Genomic DNA, 20,018 nt, shown 5'->3' with positions numbered 1-20,018 from the left:
TTTGTGCACGCTCGCACGGCGCGTCGCGTGCACAAAGTGTGTACTCGACGGTGGGGCGGGGGCGGGGGGTTAGAGGCGGGTGAGGAGAGTGGGGAGGTCTAGGCCGGGGGGCAGCTCGCCGAAGAGGGAGCCGCGCTCTGGGCCGAGACGGGCGGCGACGAAGGCGTCGGCGACGGGAGCCGGAGCGTCGCGGATGAGCAGGGACGCCTGGAGGGCGACGGCGAGGGATGCCACCAGCGGGCGGACCGACGACTCGGCCGCCGCGGCGTCCGCGGACGCCACGACCGCTGAGACCCGCGCCCGCAGGCGGTCGTGGTGCGCATCGAAGGTGCGGTACACACCCCGCGCCGCGGCCAGCTCGGCGTCGAACGCCTGCCAGGGGTCGGGCTCTCGCCGGAGCGCGCGCAGCACATCCAAAGCGATCACGTTCCCGGAGCCCTCCCAGATGGCCATCACCGGCTGCTCGCGATACCGCCGGGCCAGCGGGAAGGCCTCCGTGTAGCCGTTGCCACCGAGGCACTCGAGCGCCTCGTATGCGTGGCCCGGCCCGCGCTTGCAGACCCAGTACTTGGTCACCGCCGTCGCCAGCCGGCGGAAGGCGGCATCCTCCGCTGACGCGTCGGCGTCGTGGGCGCGGGCCAGCCGGAGGGCGACCGTGGTCGCCGCCTCCGACTCCAGCGACAGGTCGGCGAGCACCGCCGCCATGGCGGGCTGGTCGACCAGCCGGGCGCCGAACGCGGACCGGTGCCGGGCGTGCCAGCCGGCCTCCGCGACCGCCTGCCGCATCCCCGCCGCGCTTCCGTACACGCAGTCGAGTCGGGTGCGGTTGACCATCTCGAGGATGGTGCGCACGCCCCGCCCCTCCTCGCCCAGCAGGTAGCCGACCGTGCCGTCGAACTCCACCTCACTGGAGGCGTTCGAGCGGTTGCCGAGTTTGTCCTTCAGCCGCTGGATGAGGAACACGTTGCGTTCGCCGTCGTCCAGCACCCGCGGCACCAGGAAGCACGACAGCCCGACCGCGGTCTGCGCGAGGACGAGGAACGCGTCCGACATCGGCGCTGAGCAGAACCACTTGTGTCCGGTGATCAGCCAGCGGCCGTCGCCGTCGGCGAGCGCGCGGGTCGTGTTGGCGCGCACATCCGACCCGCCCTGCTTCTCGGTCATCGCCATCCCGAACAGCGCCGATGTCTTGCCCGCTGCGAGCCGTCCGTCGTAGTCGCGGCTGAGGAGGCGCGGCATCCACTCGGCGGCGAGGGATTCGGAGGCGGCGAGTGCGGGCACGGCGGCGTGCGTCATCGACACCGGGCACGCGTGGCCGGGCTCCACCTGCGCGAACAGCATGAAGGCCGCGGCGCGCGCGACGTTGGCACCAGCGCGCGGTTCCGCCCAGGCGGCGGTGTGCGCTCCGGCGGCGACCGCGGCGGCGAGGATGCGGTGGTAGCCGTCGTCGTACTCGACCTCATCGATGCGGTTGCCCCAGCGGTCGAAGGCGTGCAGCTGCGGCTCATGCAGGTTGGCGAGTTCCGCATCCCGCTGGAACGACGCCGACCCCACCAGTCGGCCGACCTGCCCGAGCGACCCCGTGGCCCACCCCGCGTCGTACCGTTCGACGCCCTCCCGCAGCGGCGGATTCGCGGCGAACTCGTCGACGTCGACGCGCGGCGGGGGCTGGTTCACGACGGCGTGGGTGACCATGGCGGGAGTCTACTGCCGGCGCGGGTGGAGGATCCCTTCGCGAAAGTCAGCGTCCCGGGTCCGCATCCTCGGAGTAGGACGACGCGTAACGTCGGAGAAACGGGTCTGAATCTCCTGCACACCGCGGCCGGTCGGAGAATTGCGGCTCAGGGCACCCGAGTCTCCGACCGAAGCCGGCGGATGGGCGCGCGAACGCGTGCCGGCGGTCCCGGTAGGCTGGAGACCCTCATGGCTCACCTTCTCGGCGCGGAATCGCTGCATCTCGAGTACCCGACGCGCACCGTCTTCGACTCCGTCACCATCGGGCTGACGGAGGGCGACCGGATCGGCGTCGTCGGCCGCAACGGCGACGGGAAGTCGACCCTGCTGCAGCTGCTCGGCGGGACGCTGGAGCCGGATTCGGGACGCGTCACCCGGCGTCGAGGGGTGACGGTCGGGATGCTGGACCAGCGCGACATCCTGCCCGACCAGCTGACCGTGGGCCGGGCCATCGTGGGCGACCGCGAGGAGCACCTGTGGGCCGGCGACCCACGTGTCCGCGACGTGCTGGCGGGTCTCGTTGCGGACATCCGCTGGGATGCCACCATCGGCGAGCTGTCCGGCGGTCAGCGCCGCCGCGTCGCCCTGGCCGCGCTGCTCGTGCACGACCACGACATCCTCTTCCTCGACGAGCCCACAAACCACCTCGACCTGGAGGGTGTCGCCTGGCTCGCGCAGCACCTGAAGGGCCGGTGGTCGGCCACCTCCGGTGCGCTCGTCGTGGTGACCCACGACCGCTGGTTCCTGGACGAGGTGTCGACGGCGACGTGGGAGGTGCACGACGGCATCGTCGAGCCCTTCGAGGGCGGCTACGCCGCGTACGTGCTGCAGCGTGTGGAGCGCGACCGCATGTCCGCGGTCGCCGAGACGAAGCGGCAGAACCTGATGCGCAAGGAGCTGGCCTGGCTGCGCCGCGGCGCTCCGGCCCGGACCTCGAAGCCGAAGTTCCGGATGGATGCGGCGGCCGAGCTGATCGCCGACGAACCGCCCCTCCGCGATACCGTCGCGCTGACCAGCCTGGCGACCGCGCGGCTCGGCAAGGATGTCGTCGACCTGCTGGATGTGTCGGTGTCGTACCCTCCGAAGACGGTGCTGCGCGACGTGGAGTGGCGCATCGCCCCGGGCGAGCGCACGGGCATCCTCGGGGTCAACGGCGCCGGGAAGTCCACGCTGCTCGGGCTGGTCGCCGGCACCGTCACGCCGGATTCCGGTCGGGTGAAGCGCGGTAAGACCGTCAAGATCGCGACCCTCACCCAGCAGCTCGCCGAGCTCGACGACGTTCAGGAGGAGCGGGTCAGCGCGGTCGTCGCCGGCAAGCGTACGACCTACCTGGCCGGCGGCAAGGAGGTCAGCCCCGGCCAGATGCTGGAGCGGCTGGGCTTCACGAACGCGCACCTCGCCACCCCGGTGAAGGACCTGTCAGGCGGCCAGAAGCGGCGCCTGCAGCTGCTGCTGATCCTGCTCGACGAGCCCAATGTGCTCATCCTGGACGAGCCGACCAACGACCTCGACACCGACATGCTGGCCGCCATGGAGGACCTGCTCGACTCCTGGCCAGGGACCCTTCTGGTCGTCTCGCACGACCGGTACCTGCTGGAGCGCGTCACCGACCAGCAGTACGCCGTGCTCGACGGGCGGCTGCGTCACCTGCCCGGCGGCGTGGACGAGTACCTGCGGCTGCGGCGGGCGCAGACCGCGGAGACGACGACCGCGGGCGCGGCGGCGACGGCGGCAAGCGCGGCGGGTGCGGCGGGTGCGGCCACCACCTCGGCCCCGGCCCTCTCGGGCGCCGCGCTCCGCACCGCCGAGAAGGAGCTCACCGCCCTCGACCGTCGGCTCGCCAAGGTGACCGACCAGGTCGCGGCGAAGCACGAGGAGCTGGCCCGCTTCGACCAGAGCGATTACGTCGGACTCGGCCGGCTCACCGACGAGCTCCGCGCGCTGGAGGGCGAGATCGCCGACCTGGAGACGCGCTGGCTGGAGCTCTCCGAGCAGCTGGAGGGCTGAGCGGAGCGCCTCCGCGCACGCCGCACCCCCGGACTGGGGAACGAAAGCGCGCCCTCCCTGTGCGATGATCCTGAGGATCGGTCGCGCACCCGACCTGACACGGCCGATGGGGACAGGAGCGGCACGTGACTGACGAGACGCGGGCAGCGGATGAGCGGCCCCTGTTCGGGCGGGACCGCGCCCGTGAGACGACGCTCCTGGTCGCCCACCGGGCCCGCGAGCGCGGCGGCGCCGTCCTGGTCACCGGCGAGGCCGGCCTCGGCAAGACCGCGCTGCTGGCGGACGTCTCCGACCGGCTCGAGGGGTGGACGGTGCTCCGCGTCCACGCCGACTCCTTCGAGTCCGATCTCGCCTACGCCACCGTCGAGACCCTGGTGCGCGGCCTGAACGGGCTGAACGTCCGCCGCGGCGCGGCCCCCCGCGCGATCCGTCCGCCCGCCCCCGGCGACGATCCGCTCACCGTCGGACGTCTGCTGCTCGACGCCATCGACGCGATCGAGGGGCCGGTGTGCCTGATCGTCGACGACGCGCAGTGGGTGGACGAACCGTCCGCCCGCGCGCTGCGGTTCATCATCCGGCGGCTCACCGACCAGGGCTTCCTGTTCGTCGCGGCGACGCGGCCGCAGCACAACCCGGTCGTCGCCCTGTTCGACGACATCGCCTCCAGCACGACGAACCACGCCCGGGTCGAGCTGACTCCGTTGACCGTCGGCGACACCCAGGAGCTGGCCCACCACATCCTCGGCCACCCGGTCTCCCGGCGCACCGCGACCCGCCTCACCGAGGCGACGCAGGGGTCGCCGCTGCTGCTCAGCGTGCTGCTCGGTCGGCTCCGGGAGACGTTCGCGCAGGCGCTGCATCCCGCCGGCTGGGACCTCCCGGCCACAGCGATCATGCCGCCCGCAACCGCGATCTCGGCCTCGCTGGAGGGCGCCGACCCCTCCGTGCGAACGGCCGCTGAGCTGGTGGCCGTCCTCCGCGACCCGCTGCCAGTGCCCGTCGTCGGCACCATCGCCACGCGCCTCGGGGCCGACGTCGACGTGCACGGCGCCGTCGCGCGCGGCCTGGTGCTCGCCGAGACCCTCGACGGCCTGGTGCGGGTGGAGCCGGCGCACGCCATCCTCGCGGACACGCTCGCCGCCGACGTCCCGCTGGATCGCCGGGTGGCCATCCACCGGGTCGCCGCCGAGGTGCTCTCCGGCCACCGGGCGCTGCGGCACCGGGTGGAGGGCGCCCATGAGGCCGACCCGACCCTGGTCGCCGAGCTGCTCGCCGCCGCCCTGACCGTCTCCGACCTCGGGCAGCCGGAGCAGGCGCTCAGCTACGCGCGCTCTGCGGTCAGCCTCGCCGCCGGACCGGAGGCCGAACGCGCGCTGCTGGAGCTGGGCCTGATCGCGATGCGGTTCCGGATGCACGAGCGCATCCTCGAACTCCGTCCCGCCTTCGAGGCGCTGCCGCCCTCCCCCACCCGCGACGCCGTTCTGCTGGAACTGCGGACGCTGTCCCGTGACCTCCCCGGCGCGCTGGCGCTGGCGCTGGCGTTCGAGGAGCGACCGGCGTCGACCCCCGACGAGCGCGCGCTCCGTGCGCATGCGGCGGAGGCGCTCGCCAAGGTGCTGATGGCCACAGGGGACTTCCCGGGCGTCCTCGATCACCTGGACGCCGCGCGGCGGCACATCGCGCAGAGCCCGGACCCGTCGGAGGTCGCCGATCCGGCCCTGCGCTGGCTCGCCGCTCCCCAGGACGACCTGACCCGGCTGCTCGGTTGGGCCATCAACTCCGCCGCGCACTCCCGGCGGGAGGACCTGTTCGGGCCGCTGACCGCTGAGCTCGACGAACTGGTCGTCGGCCACGAGTCGCCGGCCGCGGTGGACGCTCTGGTCAGCCGTTCGCGGGTGTTCATCATGGGCGGCCACATCGGGCGCGCGCGAGCAGACCTCGCCCGCGCCAGTGAGCTCACACGACGCTTCCCGACGAGCTGGACGGCCGGCTTCGCGCGGACGATGTACGCCCACATCCTGTTCCTCACCGGCGAGTGGGAGGAGTCGGTCACCCTCGCCGACACAGCGGTCGCTCTCGCGCTCGACGAGACGGACCTGTCGTGCTGGCCGATCGCGCTGTGGACGTCGGCGCTGGTGCGCGCGGGACGCGGCGAGACGGAGGCGGTCGAGGAGCGGCTCCGCGCGGCCGCCCAGGCGGACCCGCGGATCACCGGCTCATACGACGGCGACCTGCCGTACCTGGCGCAGGCCGAGCTCGCCCGCGCACTGGGCCGGCTCGAGGAGCAGCTGGCCGCGACGTCGCAGGCCGAGGCGGCCGCCTCCCGCGGATCCACCCTCGGCTGGCTGACCTACCGGGTGGATGCGCTGGCGGCTCTCGGCCGGAGCGACGAAGCGCGTGCGGCGTACGAGCGCTGTGCAGCACCCGGCCTGTGGCGCCCCTACTACGGCTCCCTGCCCTGGCTGGAGGGGCGCGTGCTGGAGTCGGAGGGACGCGCCGCGGAGGCGCTCACCGCCTACCAGGCGGCCGTCGACGAGCCCGGCGGCGAGCGGTTCCCGTTCCCGCAGGCCGTGGCCGCGTTCGACGCCGGCCGGTCGGCGATCGCCGCCGGTGAGGCCGCACGCGGCCGTGAACTGCTGGAGGACGCTGCGGCGACCTTCCGTCGGCTGGGCGCCTCGGGCTACCTGGCCCGCTGCGTCCGCTTGCTCGACGAGGCGACCGTCGCGCCGTCCACCGCCGACCCGCTGGCCACCCTCACCACACGCGAGCGTCAGGTCGCGCACGCCTTGGCGGCGGGGATGACGAACAAGGAGATCGCGGAGCGTCTCTATGTGTCCGTGACGACCGTGAACTTCCACGTGCGTAACATCCTGTCGAAGCTCGGCCTGCGGTCACGCCGCGACCTGCGGGCGCTGTCGCGGAGGCGACCCGTCAAATCCTGACGGTCTGACCGCCCGGGGTCGACGCTGGCCGCGTACGTCCACTGGGGCGTCGTTCCGTCGGAGATCCCGCGGGTTCCGTCGGAGATTCGCGTGTGGATCACCGCAATTCTCCGACCAACCGCGGCGCGTCGGAGATCCGGCACCCTTTTTCTCCGACGCAGCGCGCCGACCCCACCAGCACGTCGTTCCGTCGGAGATCGGGCGTTCCGTCGGAGATCTAGCGGGTTCCGTCGGAGATTCGCGAGCGCACGACCCCGATCCTCCGACCGGCCGCGGCGCGTCGGAGATCCGGCGCCCTTTCTCCGACGGAAGGCGCCGACCACCGCGGCGCCGGGCCGTCGGGAGGAGGCGTCGGTCAGTCGCCGACGATGCGGGCCCCGTGCACCGGGCCGGTCGCCCGGACCGCCCGCACCCGCGACGCGCTCAGCGCGATCTGGAGGTCGAGCGCCGAGTCGAGGTCCGAGGTGAGGAACGCGACCGTCGGCCCCGAACCGGACACGATTCCGGCCAGCGCGCCGTTCATCTCGCCCAGTTCGATCACGTCGGCGATCTCGGGGACGAGGTGGATGGCCGGGGCCTGCAGGTCGTTCGTGAGCGCCTCGGCGAGCATGGCCGCGTCGCCCGCGCGCAACGCCTGCAGCACAGCCGAGTCGACCGTGGGGGTCAGCTGCGCCGGCGCGATGTCACGGGCGTGCCGCTCGCGGTGGCGGTCCAGCTCGCTGTAGACATCGGGGGTGCTCAGCTCCCCCTCCGGGAGCGCCAGCACCCAGTGGAATTGACCCGTGGCGAGTGCCGGGCTCAGGCGGTCGCCGCGGCCCGTGCCGATCGCGGTGCCGCCGACCAGTGCGAACGGCACGTCCGCGCCGAGCCGGGCAGCCAGTGCCAGCAGCTCCTCGCGGCCGACGTCGGTGCCCCAGAGAGCGTCGCAGGCGACGAGGGTGGCGGCTGCGTCGGCCGAGCCACCGCCCATCCCGCCCGCCACCGGCACGTGCTTGTCGATCTCCAGCCGGACGCCGCCGGTGTAGCCGGTGCGCTTGGCGAGCAGCCGAGCGGCCTTGATCGCCAGGTTGGCGTCGTCGAGCGGCAGGTTGCTGGTGTCGATGCTGCCGCCGAACGTCAGCGAGAACTCGTCGGCGGGAAACGCGCGGACATCCTCGTAGAGCGAGAGAGCCTGGTAGGCGGTCGCCACATCGTGGTAGCCGTCCTCCATGACCGCGCCGACGCGCATGAAGACGTTGATCTTGCCGGGTGCGCGAACGTGCACGCTGTCAACGTCCCACCCGTCCACCATGCTTCCAACCTACACACCCCGCGGGCCCGCCGCTGTGCGTCGGCTGGACGCGTTACGCGACCGGAACGGACGCGAGCCGGACGAAGTCGGTGAGCGACAGCTGCTCTCCGCGCAGGCTCGGCGCGAGGCCGGCGGCTTCCAGCGCGGTCGCAGCGGAGGTGGGGTCGCCGAAGACGGGTGCGAGGGCCTGCCGGAGGGTCTTCCTGCGCTGCTGGAAGGCCGCATCGACGAGCGCGAAGGTCCGCAAGCGTAGCGACTCGTCGCCGGGCTGCTCGGCGTGCCGTTCGAAACCGATGAGGACGGAGTCGACGTTCGGCACCGGCCAGAAGACCTGCCGGCTGACCGAACCCGCCGTCCGCCAGGCTCCGTACCAGGCGGCCTTCACGCTCGGGGCGCCGTAGACCTTGGAGCCGGGGCCGGCCGCGATCCGGTGGCCCACCTCCGCCTGCACCATGACCACGCCCGAGCGGAGGCTGGGGAAGCGTTCCAGGAAGTGCAGCAGCACCGGGACCGAGATGTTGTACGGCAGGTTGGCGACGAGTCGCACCGGGTCGGCCGGAAGCTCGCTCACGGCGAGGGCGTCGCGGTGCACGACGGTCAGACGAGCGGCCGCGTCCGGCGCCATCTGCTCCACGGTGGTCGGAAGCTGTGCGGCCAGGCGCCCGTCGATCTCGACGGCGATGACCTCCGCTCCCGCTTCGAGCAGGCCCAGCGTCAGCGAACCGAGCCCTGGGCCGATCTCGACGACGCGGTCGCCCGACTCCACCTCGGCGATGCGGACGATGCGCCGGACGGTGTTCGCGTCGATGACGAAGTTCTGGCCGAGCTTCTTGGTCGGCGTCACACCGAGCAGCTCGGCGAGGTCGCGGATCTCGGCGGGGCCGAGCAGGCGCAGGTCGCTCACGCGATGATCCCGATCGGGCGGGTCGGCGGCGGCCCGACCGGCTCGCTGTCCCAGCGGCCGTAGACCAGCTCGGTGTTGGAGTTGATCTGCGCGGCGAGCGTCGACGCGTCCGTACCGATCACCTCGGCCATCGCCCGGAGCGTGTGCGGGATGAGGTAGGGCGCGTTCGGCCGGCCGCGGAACGGCATCGGCGTGAGGAACGGAGCGTCCGTCTCGACCATGATCAGGTGACGTGGAGCCGCGGCCAGCGCCTCGCGGAGGTTCGGCGCGTTCTTGAACGTGACGGTGCCCGCGAAGGACATGTACCAGCCGTTGTCGGCGCAGACGCGGGCCAGCTCGACGTCGCCGGAGAAGCAGTGGAAGACGGTCCGCTCGGGCGCGCCGACACGCTTCAGGGTCGCCACGACGTCTGCGTGGGCGTCGCGGTCGTGGATCTGCAGTGCGATGTCGTTCTGCTTGGCGATCTCGATGTGCGCCTCGAACGAGCGGAACTGGGCGTCCCGGCGCGGCCCCTCCTCGGTGCGGAAGAAGTCGAGCCCGGTCTCGCCGACGGCGCGGACGCGCGGCCGGCCGGCGAGCTCGGAGATCACCGCGAGAGCGTCGTCCAGCTCGCCGCGTTCCGCGTAGTCCGGGGCGTCGTTGGGATGCAGCGCCACCGCCGCCAGCATGCGCGGCTCGATGGCCGCGGTCTCCGCGGACCAGCGGGACGTCTCGACGTCGTTGCCGACCTGGACGACGCCGCGGACGCCCACGCTGGACGCGCGGTCCAGCTGCTCGCGGTAGTCGAGCGGCTCCGCGCCGTCTGGGCCCCCGCCCGCCGGTTCCTCGGCGTCGCGGAGCGGCGTCGAGGCCGTGCGAGCAGGGACCATCTCGAGATGCGTGTGGTTGTCGTAGACGGGGACCACGAGGGCTTCGGGAAGAGGAGGGTAGGCCAGGTCGCGGCCGTCGGTGACGTGCCGCTGCCGGACGAACGACGGGTCCGTCATACCGCGGCGACCGCCTCCGCATCGATCCGCGGGAACAGCGCCTGCAGCCCGTTGACCTCGGTTCCGGCGGGGAGCTGTCCCCAGTCACCCGCGGTGCGCAGCGGCTGAGCGTCGAGCGCACCGAGCTCGCCCTCGACGCCGAGCGCCTCCCAGAGCGTGGTCGTCGCCGCCGGGATGACCGGTGAGAGCAGCACGGCGAGCGAACGGAGTCCCTCGGCGGCCGTGTACAGGACGGTGCCGAGGCGCTCCCGACGCGACTCGTCTTTTGCCAGCGTCCACGGCTCCTGCTCGGTGATGTACCCGTTCAGCTCGTCGACGATGCGCCAGATCGCGGTCAGCGCGTCGTGGATCGCCAGTCGCGAGATGGCCGCGTCCGCATCGGCGGCCGCCGTTCGCACGACCTCCTGCACCCTCAGGTCGGACTCCTCGTATTCGCCGGCAGGCGGCACGATCCCCGCGTAGTACCGCGTCACCATGGCGATGACCCGGGATGCGAGGTTCCCGAAACCGTTCGCGAGCTCTGCCTGGTAGCGCGCAGCGAGGTCTTCCCAGCTGAACGAGCCGTCCTGGCCGAAGTTGATCGCGCGCATGAAGTAGTAGCGGAACGCGTCCGAGCCGAAGGTGTCGGTGATCTGCGTCGGCGCGATGCCGGTCAGCTTGGACTTGGACATCTTCTCGCCGCCGACGAGCAGCCAGCCGTGCCCGAACACGCGCCTCGGCACCTCGAGGCCTGCGGCCATCAGCATCGCCGGCCAGATGACCGCGTGGAAGCGCAGGATGTCTTTGCCGACCAGGTGGTTCGCCGGCCAGCGGCGGGCGAACTCCTCGTCGTCCTGGCCGTAGCCGACCGCCGTGATGTAGTTGAGGAGGGCGTCGAACCACACGTAGACGACGTGCGACTCGTCCCACGGCACCTTGATGCCCCAGTCGAAGCTCGACCGGGAGATCGACAGGTCGGAGAGGCCGTGCCGCACGAAGCTGACGACCTCGTTGCGGGCCGACTCGGGCTGCACGAAGTCCGGACGCTCCTCGTAGAGGGCGAGCAGGCGGTCGGCGAACTGGCTCATCCGGAAGAAGTAGTTCTTCTCCTGCAGAAGCTCCAGAGGCTTGGAGTGGATGGCGCAGACCTTCTGGCCCTCGTACTCGCCCGTGCCGTCGACGATCTCGCTCTGCGGCTTGAACTCCTCGCAGCCCACGCAGTACAGCGCCTCGTACTCGCCGGCGTAGATGTACCCGTCGTCGTACAGCTTCTGCAGGAACTTCTGCACGTTGACCTCGTGCCGCTCGTCCGTGGTGCGGATGAAGTCGTCGTTCGAGATGTCGATGGTCTCGAGCAGAGGGAGCCACTCGTCGGTCACCAGCTTGTCGGCCCACTGCTTCGGTGTCGTGCCGTTGGCGGTGGCCGTGCGCAGGATCTTCTGACCGTGCTCGTCGGTGCCCGTCAGCAGCCAGGTGTCGTCGCCGGCCTGGCGGTGCCAGCGGGCGAGGACGTCGGCAGCGACCTCGGTGTACGCGTGCCCGATGTGCGGGACATCATTCACGTAGAAGATCGGCGTGGTGATGTAGAAGGAAGAGCCATCGGACATGCTGACCATCCTACGGGCGCGGGCGCGCGCGATCCCGCGTGTTACTTCACCTGGGACCGCAATCGCCGGCCACCGAGCAGGACGACGTAGAATGGCTCTGATTATCCACGATCGGAGCCGAGTCCATGAGAATCGCACCCACTGACGACCTGCCGCGGGTCCCGATCAGCGCTTTCAAAACGAACCCCGTCCGCTACCTGGAGACGGGAGCCCTGGTGACCAATCACGGAAAGGTGCGTGCGGCCTTCGTCCCCGTCGACGACACTGATGACGGCCTGGACGGCATCAAGGCCCAGCTCGGGCTGCTCGCCCGCATGACCGCGCCGGAAGACGTCGCCTCCGAGCTGGCCGAGCTGGCCGCCAGCCGGGACTCCGAACTCGTCGGGGACGCCCGGTGACGCTCAAGGCGATGCTCGACACGAGCGTCATCGTGGCCGGCCTCACACCGGAGATCATCGCGGAGATCGAGGACTATGCCTCCTCGGCCATCTGCCGCGCCGAACTCGTGCGTGGCCGGGAAGCTTTCAAGGAAGACCCGGGAAAGGAGAGGCAGGTTCCGATCCGGCGAGAGTACCTCCGGCTCCTCGACTCGATCCCCGGCTTCTGGATGGATTTCGACTCGCGGGCGGCGGACGGCTACGGCCGCCTCACGGCCCAGCCGAAGTCCGCGATGCGGCTGAAGGATGCGCTGATCGCCGGCCACGCGCTGGCCCACGATCTGCCTCTCATCACCAGAGACGCCGGCTTCAGCCGTTTCCCTGCCGTTCAGCTGGAGATCCTGCCGACGCCGAGCGGCTGATCCCGCTGCAAACGTTCCCGTTCAGGAACGCCGGGCGAGCGCCGCCTGGTACAGGTCGCGCTTGCTCAGGCCCGTCGCCTCGGCGACCTCCGCCGCCGCCTCCTTCAGCCGGCTTCCCGCCGCAACCAGCGCCACCACCTGCTCGACCGCGGCCTCCGGGTCGGCCTCCCGCGCCGGAGCCCCGGCGACCACGATGACGATCTCGCCGCGCACCCCCTCGGCGGCCCAGGCGGCGAGCTCCGCCGCCGTGCCGCGCCGAACCTCCTCGTACAGCTTCGTCAGCTCCCGGCAGACGACGACGCGCCGGTCGTCGCCGAGCGCCGTCGCGATGTCGGCGAGGGAGGCGGCGAGCCGGTTCGGCGACTCGAAGAAGACCATCGTGCGCGACTCCGACGACACCGCCCGGAGGGTCGCGAGCCGCTCCCCCTGCTTGCGCGGCAGGAAGCCCTCGAAGGTGAAACGGTCGGTCGGCAGCCCGGACACGGCGAGCGCCGTCAGAACGGCCGACGGACCGGGAAGGGCGGTCACCGCGACGCCGGCCGCAGCCGCCGCCTCGACCAGGTGGAAGCCGGGGTCGCTGACGGTCGGCATGCCGGCGTCGGAGAGCAGCACCACATCCTCGTCGCGCGCCAGCTCGACGAGCTCGCCGGCGCGCTCCCGCTCGTTGTGGTCGTGCAGGGCGATCAGCCGGGGCCGGTTGGTGACCCCGAGTCCGGCGAGCAGCCGTTGCGCGACACGGGTGTCCTCGGCGGCCACCACCGTGGCCGAGCCCAGCACCTCGACCAGGCGCCGGGAGGCGTCGCCGAGATTGCCGATCGGGGTGGCGGCGAGGATGATCATGGCTTCTAGTCTGTCAGTCGAAAGGCGACACGAAGCCTCCGCCCCTAGCATGGCCTGGTGACCTCAGCACCTCCGACCGACGCCCCGGCCGCACATGTCGCCCGGGAGCCCGTCGGCAGCCGCCTCGACGACTGGTGGGCCCGCGTCCTCGGCACTCCCAGCCGACTGCGGCTCTGGTACTGGGGCGCGCCGATCGGCGTGACCCTGCTCGCGGCGATCCTCCGGCTCTGGAACCTGGGCCAGCCGCACTCGCTGATCTTCGACGAGACCTTCTACGTGAAGGACTCCTGGTCGCTGTGGAATCTCGGCTACGAGGGCAGCTGGCCGGACAAAGCGGACGGGCGCTTCGCGGCCGGCCAGACCCAGATCTTCTCGTCCGATCCGTCGTTCGTCGCGCATCCACCGCTCGGCAAGTGGCTGATCGGGCTCGGCATGGCGGCCACCGGACCGGACAACTCGTTCGGCTGGCGGGTCTCGACCGCCGTGGCCGGGACGATCGCCGTGCTGCTCGTCTTCCTGATCGCCCGGATGCTGTTCCGCTCGACGATGCTCGCCACGATCGCCGGTTTCCTGTTCGCGATCGACGGTCACGCGATCGTGATGAGCCGGGTCGCCCTGCTCGACAACTTCGTGATGTTCTTCGCCTTGCTGGCGTTCGGCTGCATCCTGCTCGACCGGAGGTGGGCCGCCGACCGGCTGGCGGCCCGCGTGGCGGCTGCGCGCTCCACAGGGCGCGACCCGGCCTGGGGGCCGGTGCTGTGGTGGCGGCCATGGCTGATCGCCGCCGGCATCCTGTGCGGGCTGTGCGCCGGCGTGAAGTGGACGGGGTTCTACTTCCTCGCGTTCTTCGCCATCTACACCGTGGTGGTGGATGCGGTGGCCCGCCGTCGCGAGCGGCTGCCGTTCTACGTCAGCGGAGCGCTGCTCAAGCAGGCGCCCGCCACCTTCGTGCTCATGGTGCCGCTGGCGTTCGTCGCCTACGTGACCACCTGGGCCGGGTGGATCTTCTCGAGCAGCGGCTACTACCGGCACTGGGCACAGGCGCTGCACATGCAGTGGACCGGCGCCTTCAGCTGGGTTCCGCTCTGGATCCAGAACCTCTGGCACTACCAGACGGAGATGTACGGCTACAGCATCAACCTGCACACGCCGCATCCCTACCAGTCGAACCCGCTGACCTGGACCCTGATGCTGCGGCCGACGAGCATGTACTACGTCGGCAGTATCCGGGGGCAGCAGGGGTGCGCCACCGATTCCTGCTCCTCGGCGATCACTTCGCTCGGCAACCCGTTGATCTGGTGGGCGGGGACCGCCGCGATCCTGTTCCTGGCGTACTGGCTGATCCGCACCCGCGACTGGCGCATCGGGCTCATTCTGACCGGGCTGGCGGCCGGATACTTGCCGTGGTGGCTCTACATGAGTCGCACCATCTTCACCTTCTACTCGATCGCGTTCGAGCCCTACCTGATCCTCGCGCTCACCGCGGTGATCGCGATGGTGCTGGGCACGCGATCTGACCCGGAACCGCGTCGGCGGCGCGGGATCGTGTGGACGGCTGTGTTCCTGGCCCTCTGCGCTGCGGTGAGCGCGTTCTTCTGGCCGATCTGGACCGCGCAGCAGGTGCCGTTCTGGTTCTGGCAGATTCACATGTGGCTGCCCAGCTGGGTGTGAGCTTCGGAAGCCCGCGCCCTGTGCGGTGTCGGTTGTCGGTGGTAGACCGAGGGGTATGAGCGACGCCGAGCAGCCCCTTGATCTGGTCCCCCTTCCCGGGAGCGAACGCCCCCACCGACCGGGATTCCGGTCGCACGGCGGTCTCGCGCCAGACTCTCGCGTCGAGGCCACACTGGTGCTGCGGCGGCGCGCGGAGCTTCCGGAGAGCGCCTTCGCCGAGCCGCTGAGCCGCGACGAGCTGGCCGAGCGCTACGGCGCCTCGCCGGAGGACGTCGAGCTGGTCCGCAGCACGCTGGAGGGCATCGGGCTGACCGTCGACGAGGCGGACCCGGCAGGTCGACGGGTGCGCGTGTCCGGCCCGGTCCAGACGGTCGCGCGCGCATTCGGGACCGATCTCGCCCGGTCGACGCCGGAGGACGCGGGCGATGATGCGCCCACGTACCGGCAGCGCACGGGCGGCCTCAGCATCCCCGCTGCTCTTGCCGGCGTGGTGACTGCGGTGCTCGGTCTGGACGACCGCCCGCAGGCGCGCGCCCAGTTCCGGTACGTCCCCTCCGCCGCCGTCAACACCAGCTACACGCCGCCGCAGCTCGGCGAGGTGTACTCCTTCCCGAAGGGGACGGACGGCAGCGGGCAGACGGTCGCGATCATCGAGCTGGGCGGCGGGTACGTGCAGTCCGATCTCGATACCTACTTCGCCGGGCTGGGCATCCCGACGCCGTCCATCACGGCGGTCGGAGTGGACGGCGCCTCGAACGCGCCGGACGGCAACCCGAACGGAGCGGACGGTGAGGTCATGCTCGACATCGAGGTGGTGGGTGGCCTCGCTCCCGCCGCCACGATTCTGGTCTACTTCGCTCCCAACACCGACGCCGGCTTTCTGGATGCGGTCAGCACGGCCGCCCACGCCGACCCGACGCCCGCAGCGATCAGCATCAGCTGGGGTCAGTCGGAGGACCAGTGGACGGCGCAGGCGCGGACGGCGTTCGACCAGGCGCTGCAGGATGCGGCAGCGCTCGGCGTCACCACCACGGTGGCCGCCGGCGACGACGGCAGCAGCGATCGTGTCGGCGACGGGCAGGCGCACGTCGACTTCCCCGCATCGTCTCCGCACGCACTCGCCTGCGGCGGCACGCGGCTGGAGGCCGACACCTCGACCGGAGCGGTCCGGTCGGAGACCGTCTGGAACAACGGAACCGGGCGCGGGGCGACCGGTGGCGGGGTCAGCGCCGTCTTCCCGCTGCCGAGTTGGCAGAAGAGCGTCGGCGTCCCCAGCGGGGCCGGAGGCACGGATGCGGGGGGCGCGGCGAACGGCCCCGGCGGCCGCGGGGTTCCCGATGTGTCGGCTGTGGCCGACCCGCAGACCGGGTACCGCGTCCGCGTCGACGGGCAGGACACCGTGATCGGCGGAACCAGCGCGGTCGCCCCGCTGTGGGCGGCGCTCGTGGCGCGGCTCGCCCAGTCGACCGGGAAGCCGCTCGGGCTGGCGCAGCCGCTGCTGTACGACTCGGTCGGCGCCGGGCAGGTGGCACAGGGATTCCGGGACATCGTCACCGGCGACAACGGCGCCTACCAGGCAGCTGCGGGCTGGGATGCCTGCACGGGTCTGGGAGTGCCGGACGGGACGAAGCTGCTGTCGGCGCTCTGAGCGGAGGTTGGCCAGAATGGAGCGGTGAGCTCTCCCTCCCCGGCCGTGCGCCGACCGCTGCCGTGGCTCCCGGGAGTCCTCGTCTGCGCCCTCGCCGCGGCTGCGGCCTGGGCGGTGCACTGGCTGGTGCCCGCGGTTCCGCTGCTGACCGCGGCGGTCGTGCTCGGCATCGTGGTGGGCCAGCTGCCTGTCGCGCGCCCGGCGGTCGCCGGATCGCTGGCTCCCGGGCTCTCGCTGAGCGCCCGGCGATTGATGCGCGTCGGCGTTGTGCTCCTCGGCCTCAAGCTCAGCCTCGGCGACATCGCGGGCCTCGGCTGGGTGGCGATCGCCACGACCGTCGCCGTGGTCCTGCTGAGCTTCGCGGGGACGTTCTGGATCGGACGGTTGATGCGCCTGCCCGGCCACCAGCCGCTCCTGATCGCCACCGGATTCTCGATCTGCGGTGCGTCCGCCATCGGCGCCATGAGCGGAGTGGTGAAGACGAAGGATGAGGAGGCGGCGACTCCGGTCGCTCTGGTCACACTGTGCGGGACGCTCGCGATCTTCGTGCTGCCGCTGCTCTGGCATCCCCTGGGCCTGGATGCGCAGCAGTTCGGCCACTGGGTCGGCGCAGGGGTGCACGACGTCGGACAGGTCGTCGCGACGGCGCAGCTCGCCGGCGCTGCCGCACTGTCGGTGGCCGTCGTCGTCAAGCTGACCCGCGTGCTCATGCTGGCGCCGATGGTGGCGGTGGCCGCGGTCGTCGAGCGTCGGCGGCACGTCGAGGGCGACCCGGCGGTGAAGCGGCCGCCGATCGTGCCGCTGTTCGTGGCCGGGTTCATCGTCGCCGTGCTCGCACGCACGTTCGTTCATCCTGCGGCCGTCGTGACCGACTCCGCCGATACCCTGCAGACGGTGCTGCTCGCCATGGCGCTGTTCGGTCTGGGGACGGCGGTGCGCCTGCGCACGCTGGTCGGCACCGGCTGGCGGGCGCTCGTCACGGCGCTCGTGTCCTGGGCGCTGATCGCGGTGCTCGCCCTCGCAGCGGTGTGGGTCAGCACGGTCGGGTAGCGTAACCGCATGGCAGATCGTGAGTACGGCTTCCGCACGCGGGCGATCCACGCGGGCAACATCCCTGACCCGGTGACCGGCGCTCGCGCCCTCCCGATCTACCAGACCAGCGCGTTCGTCTTCGACGACACCGCCGACGCCGCCGCACGGTTCGCTCTGCAGAAGTACGGCAACGTGTACTCCCGGCTCGCGAACCCGACCGTCGCAGCATTCGAGGAGCGCATCGCCAGCCTCGAGGGCGGCCTCGGCGCGGTCGCGACCGCCTCGGGCCTCAGCGCGCAGTACATCACCTTCGCCTCGCTCGTCGGTGCCGGGGACCACATCGTCGCCTCCGCCAATCTGTACGGCGGCTCGATCACCCAGCTCGACGTCACACTCCGCCGCTTCGGCGTCGAGACCACGTTCGTGCGGAGCTCCGACCCCGCCGACTACGCGGCGGCGATCACCGACCGGACGAAGATCCTGTTCGCGGAGACCATCGCCAACCCGTCCGGGGAGATCGCCGACATCGCGGGCCTGGCCGAGGTCGCGCACGCGGCCGGCATCCCGCTGGCCATCGACTCCACCATCGCCACTCCCTACCTCAACCGGCCGATCGAGTGGGGTGCCGACATCGTCATCCACTCGGCCACCAAGTTCCTCGGCGGTCACGGCACAACCCTCGGCGGGGTGGTTGTTGAGAGCGGACGGTTCGACTGGCACTCCTCGAAGTTCCCGCTGTTCGGCGAGCCGGTGCCGTCGTACGGCGGCCTGCAGTGGTCGGGCAACTTCGGGGAGTACGCCTTCCTGACCCGGCTGCGCGCCGAGCAGCTGCGCGACATCGGACCGACGCTCGCCCCGCACTCGGCGTTCCTGCTCGCGCAGGGCGTCGAGACGTTGCCGTACCGGATCCAGGCGCACGTGGACAACGCCCGCGCCGTCGCCGAATGGCTGGACGCCGACCCGCGCATCGAGAAGGTGTACTGGGCCGGCCTTCCCGAGCACCCGCATCACGAGCGCGCCCTCAAGTACCTGCCGCAGGGAGCGGGCAGCGTCTTCAGCTTCGAGGTGAAGGGCGGCCGCGCGGTCGGGCAGGCGTTCATCGAGTCGCTGAACCTGGCCAGCCACCTCGCCAACATCGGCGACGCGAAGACACTGGTGATCCATCCCGCCTCGACGACCCACGCGCAGCTGAGCGAGCAGCAGCTCATCGACGCGGGTGTGCTGCCCGGCGTGGTGCGCATCAGCGTCGGCATCGAAGACGTCGAGGACATCATCTACGATCTGGATCAGGCGCTTACGCACGCCGTCGAGGAGGCGAACGCAGCATGACGACCGCGACACCCGAGGCCACCACGGAGTCGACGACGGAAGTCCCGCTCGTCAACGGTCTGAGCTGCACGCTGCCGTCGGATTCGCCGCTCGCGAAGCTGCTGAAGTCGCAGCGCACGTGGGTCGGCCCGGACGCGAAGGAGCGGCTCCGCATCCTGCGCGCGGCGAAGTCCGTCGCGATCGTCGGGGCCTCACCGAATCCCGCGCGCTCCTCCTACTTCGTCGGCACCTACCTGCAGCAGTCCAGCGACTTCCGCGTGTACTTCGTCAACCCGAACGCCGACACGATCCTGGGCGAGAAGGCCTACCCCGACCTCGCATCGCTGCCCGAGGTTCCGGACATCGTGGATGTGTTCCGCAAGGCGAGCGACATCCCGGCGGTCATCGACGAGGTCGTCGCGATCGGCGCACCGACCGTGTGGGTCCAGCTGGGGATCTGGAACCAGGAGGCCGCCGAATACGGCGAGTCGAAGGGCCTCACGGTGGTGATGGACCGGTGCATCAAGATCGAGCACGCCCGCTTCCACGGCGGCCTGCACCTGCTCGGCTTCGACACCGGGCAGATCACGGCGCGCAAGACGGTCCGTTAGGGGCACGTCGCCCGCGGCGGCCGCGGCAGGCCGCGGCAGGCTAGACCGCGCGGGCGACGATGTGGAAGACGTGCCAGTGCTTCGGGCCCTCGAACGACATCCCGCGGCGGTCGTCCTCGACCAGCTGCAGCACGTCCATCCCGGTCAGCATCCCCTCGACATGCGCGCGGTCGTGGAAGCTCATCCCGGGGCGTCCCACCCATTCGTCGTGCGGGCCGAACAGCTCGCCGGCGAACAGGCCGCCGGGTCGGAGCGCCTCGCGCACGTCCGCCCACAGATACGGGAAGTGGCTCTCGTCGCAGAACGGCAGCGCGAAGCCGGCATAGACCAGGTCGGCGGCCGGGAGGTCGCCCAGCTGCTCGAACGGCGCCCGGCGGACGGTCACCCGCTCGGACGCCTCCGGCGACAGGCCCTTCCGCACCCGCTGCTCCACGCCCGGGTCCGCGTCGATCGCGAGGACGCGCCAGCCGTGCTCGGCCAGGTGCCGGGTCTCGACGCCGTCCCCGCAGCCCAGGTCGATCGCCTCGCCGGGGGAACCGTCCCCGGCCGAACCGTCCCCGGCTGCGGCCCAGGCGGCGAGCGCGCTCTGGAAGGTCGGCCGCACGCCGCGTCCGCCCTGCTCCTCATAGAACTGCGACCAGTCGAACGCCATGTCGCCG

General features: G+C 71.5%; 16 protein-coding genes. 9 read left to right on the top strand and 7 right to left on the bottom strand.

Annotated features, from left to right (window positions below; translation table 11 throughout):
- Positions 1-69: 69 nt before the first annotated feature.
- Positions 70-1,695: an acyl-CoA dehydrogenase family protein gene (locus tag AB4079_RS19185; RefSeq protein ID WP_441788931.1), complete on the bottom strand. Its 1,626-nt coding sequence runs from the start codon at positions 1,693-1,695 to the stop codon at positions 70-72.
- A gap of 228 nt (positions 1,696-1,923) precedes the next feature.
- Between AB4079_RS19185 and AB4079_RS19180 the strand changes: the two genes are divergently transcribed.
- Positions 1,924-3,741 carry an ABC-F family ATP-binding cassette domain-containing protein gene (locus AB4079_RS19180; protein ID WP_441788930.1) on the top strand — a complete coding sequence of 606 codons (1,818 nt, stop codon included), beginning with the start codon at positions 1,924-1,926 and terminating at the stop codon, positions 3,739-3,741.
- Positions 3,742-3,866: 125 nt separating this feature from the next.
- Complete coding sequence (locus AB4079_RS19175) at positions 3,867-6,683, top strand: LuxR C-terminal-related transcriptional regulator (protein WP_441788929.1); 2,817 nt, start codon at positions 3,867-3,869, stop codon at positions 6,681-6,683.
- A gap of 355 nt (positions 6,684-7,038) precedes the next feature.
- Here AB4079_RS19175 and AB4079_RS19170 read toward each other — a convergent pair whose 3' ends face one another.
- From AB4079_RS19170 to metG, 4 genes are read right to left on the bottom strand one after another with little or no spacing between them, the layout of a single operon-like run.
- A complete protein-coding gene (locus AB4079_RS19170; RefSeq protein ID WP_441788928.1) occupies positions 7,039-7,974 on the bottom strand; it encodes a 4-(cytidine 5'-diphospho)-2-C-methyl-D-erythritol kinase in 936 nt (311 codons plus the stop codon).
- Positions 7,975-8,026: 52 nt separating this feature from the next.
- Positions 8,027-8,878 (bottom strand): 16S rRNA (adenine(1518)-N(6)/adenine(1519)-N(6))-dimethyltransferase RsmA, encoded by an 852-nt coding sequence (rsmA, locus tag AB4079_RS19165; protein ID WP_441788927.1) that lies wholly within the window; start codon positions 8,876-8,878, stop codon positions 8,027-8,029.
- Entirely contained in the window at positions 8,875-9,864 is a 990-nt protein-coding gene (locus AB4079_RS19160) for a TatD family hydrolase (RefSeq protein ID WP_441788926.1), read from the bottom strand. Before AB4079_RS19160 ends, rsmA begins: the two co-directional genes overlap by 4 nt.
- On the bottom strand, positions 9,861-11,450 hold the full coding sequence (metG, locus tag AB4079_RS19155; protein ID WP_441788925.1) for a methionine--tRNA ligase: 1,590 nt from the start codon (positions 11,448-11,450) through the stop codon (positions 9,861-9,863). The genes AB4079_RS19160 and metG overlap by 4 nt, the downstream gene beginning before the upstream one ends.
- 125 nt (positions 11,451-11,575) lie before the next feature.
- Between metG and AB4079_RS19150 the strand changes: the two genes are divergently transcribed.
- Both AB4079_RS19150 and AB4079_RS19145 read left to right on the top strand, forming a co-directional pair.
- Positions 11,576-11,848, top strand: a complete 273-nt coding sequence (locus AB4079_RS19150; protein WP_441788924.1) for a hypothetical protein — start codon at positions 11,576-11,578, stop codon at positions 11,846-11,848.
- 11 nt (positions 11,849-11,859) lie between these two features.
- Complete coding sequence (locus AB4079_RS19145; protein WP_441788923.1) at positions 11,860-12,249, top strand: type II toxin-antitoxin system VapC family toxin; 390 nt, start codon at positions 11,860-11,862, stop codon at positions 12,247-12,249.
- 21 nt (positions 12,250-12,270) lie between these two features.
- Here AB4079_RS19145 and rsmI read toward each other — a convergent pair whose 3' ends face one another.
- Positions 12,271-13,089 carry a 16S rRNA (cytidine(1402)-2'-O)-methyltransferase gene (gene rsmI / locus AB4079_RS19140; RefSeq protein ID WP_441788922.1) on the bottom strand — a complete coding sequence of 273 codons (819 nt, stop codon included), beginning with the start codon at positions 13,087-13,089 and terminating at the stop codon, positions 12,271-12,273.
- Between the two features lie 57 nt (positions 13,090-13,146).
- Here rsmI and AB4079_RS19135 point away from each other — a divergent pair, with 57 nt between their 5' ends.
- From AB4079_RS19135 to AB4079_RS19115, 5 genes are read left to right on the top strand one after another with little or no spacing between them, the layout of a single operon-like run.
- Positions 13,147-14,760: a dolichyl-phosphate-mannose--protein mannosyltransferase gene (locus AB4079_RS19135; protein WP_441788921.1), complete on the top strand. Its 1,614-nt coding sequence runs from the start codon at positions 13,147-13,149 to the stop codon at positions 14,758-14,760.
- Positions 14,761-14,815: 55 nt separating this feature from the next.
- Complete coding sequence (locus tag AB4079_RS19130) at positions 14,816-16,408, top strand: S53 family peptidase (RefSeq protein WP_441788920.1); 1,593 nt, start codon at positions 14,816-14,818, stop codon at positions 16,406-16,408.
- A 24-nt stretch (positions 16,409-16,432) separates the two neighbouring features.
- The gene (locus tag AB4079_RS19125; RefSeq protein WP_441788919.1) at positions 16,433-17,458 is read left to right on the top strand and encodes a YeiH family protein; all 1,026 of its coding nucleotides are present in this window, start codon (positions 16,433-16,435) and stop codon (positions 17,456-17,458) included.
- Positions 17,459-17,467: 9 nt separating this feature from the next.
- Positions 17,468-18,769: an O-acetylhomoserine aminocarboxypropyltransferase/cysteine synthase family protein gene (locus AB4079_RS19120; RefSeq protein ID WP_441788918.1), complete on the top strand. Its 1,302-nt coding sequence runs from the start codon at positions 17,468-17,470 to the stop codon at positions 18,767-18,769.
- Positions 18,766-19,359, top strand: a complete 594-nt coding sequence (locus AB4079_RS19115; RefSeq protein WP_441788917.1) for a CoA-binding protein — start codon at positions 18,766-18,768, stop codon at positions 19,357-19,359. Before AB4079_RS19120 ends, AB4079_RS19115 begins: the two co-directional genes overlap by 4 nt.
- A gap of 40 nt (positions 19,360-19,399) precedes the next feature.
- On the opposite strand, the gene AB4079_RS19110 is transcribed toward AB4079_RS19115, so the two are convergent.
- Positions 19,400-20,011, bottom strand: a complete 612-nt coding sequence (locus tag AB4079_RS19110) for a class I SAM-dependent methyltransferase (RefSeq protein ID WP_441788916.1) — start codon at positions 20,009-20,011, stop codon at positions 19,400-19,402.
- Positions 20,012-20,018 lie beyond the last annotated feature (7 nt).

Source organism: Leifsonia sp. 2MCAF36 (assembly GCF_052115525.1).
Classification (GTDB): Bacteria; Actinomycetota; Actinomycetes; order Actinomycetales; family Microbacteriaceae; genus Leifsonia.
This window is presented reverse-complemented; position numbering and strand designations above follow the sequence as displayed.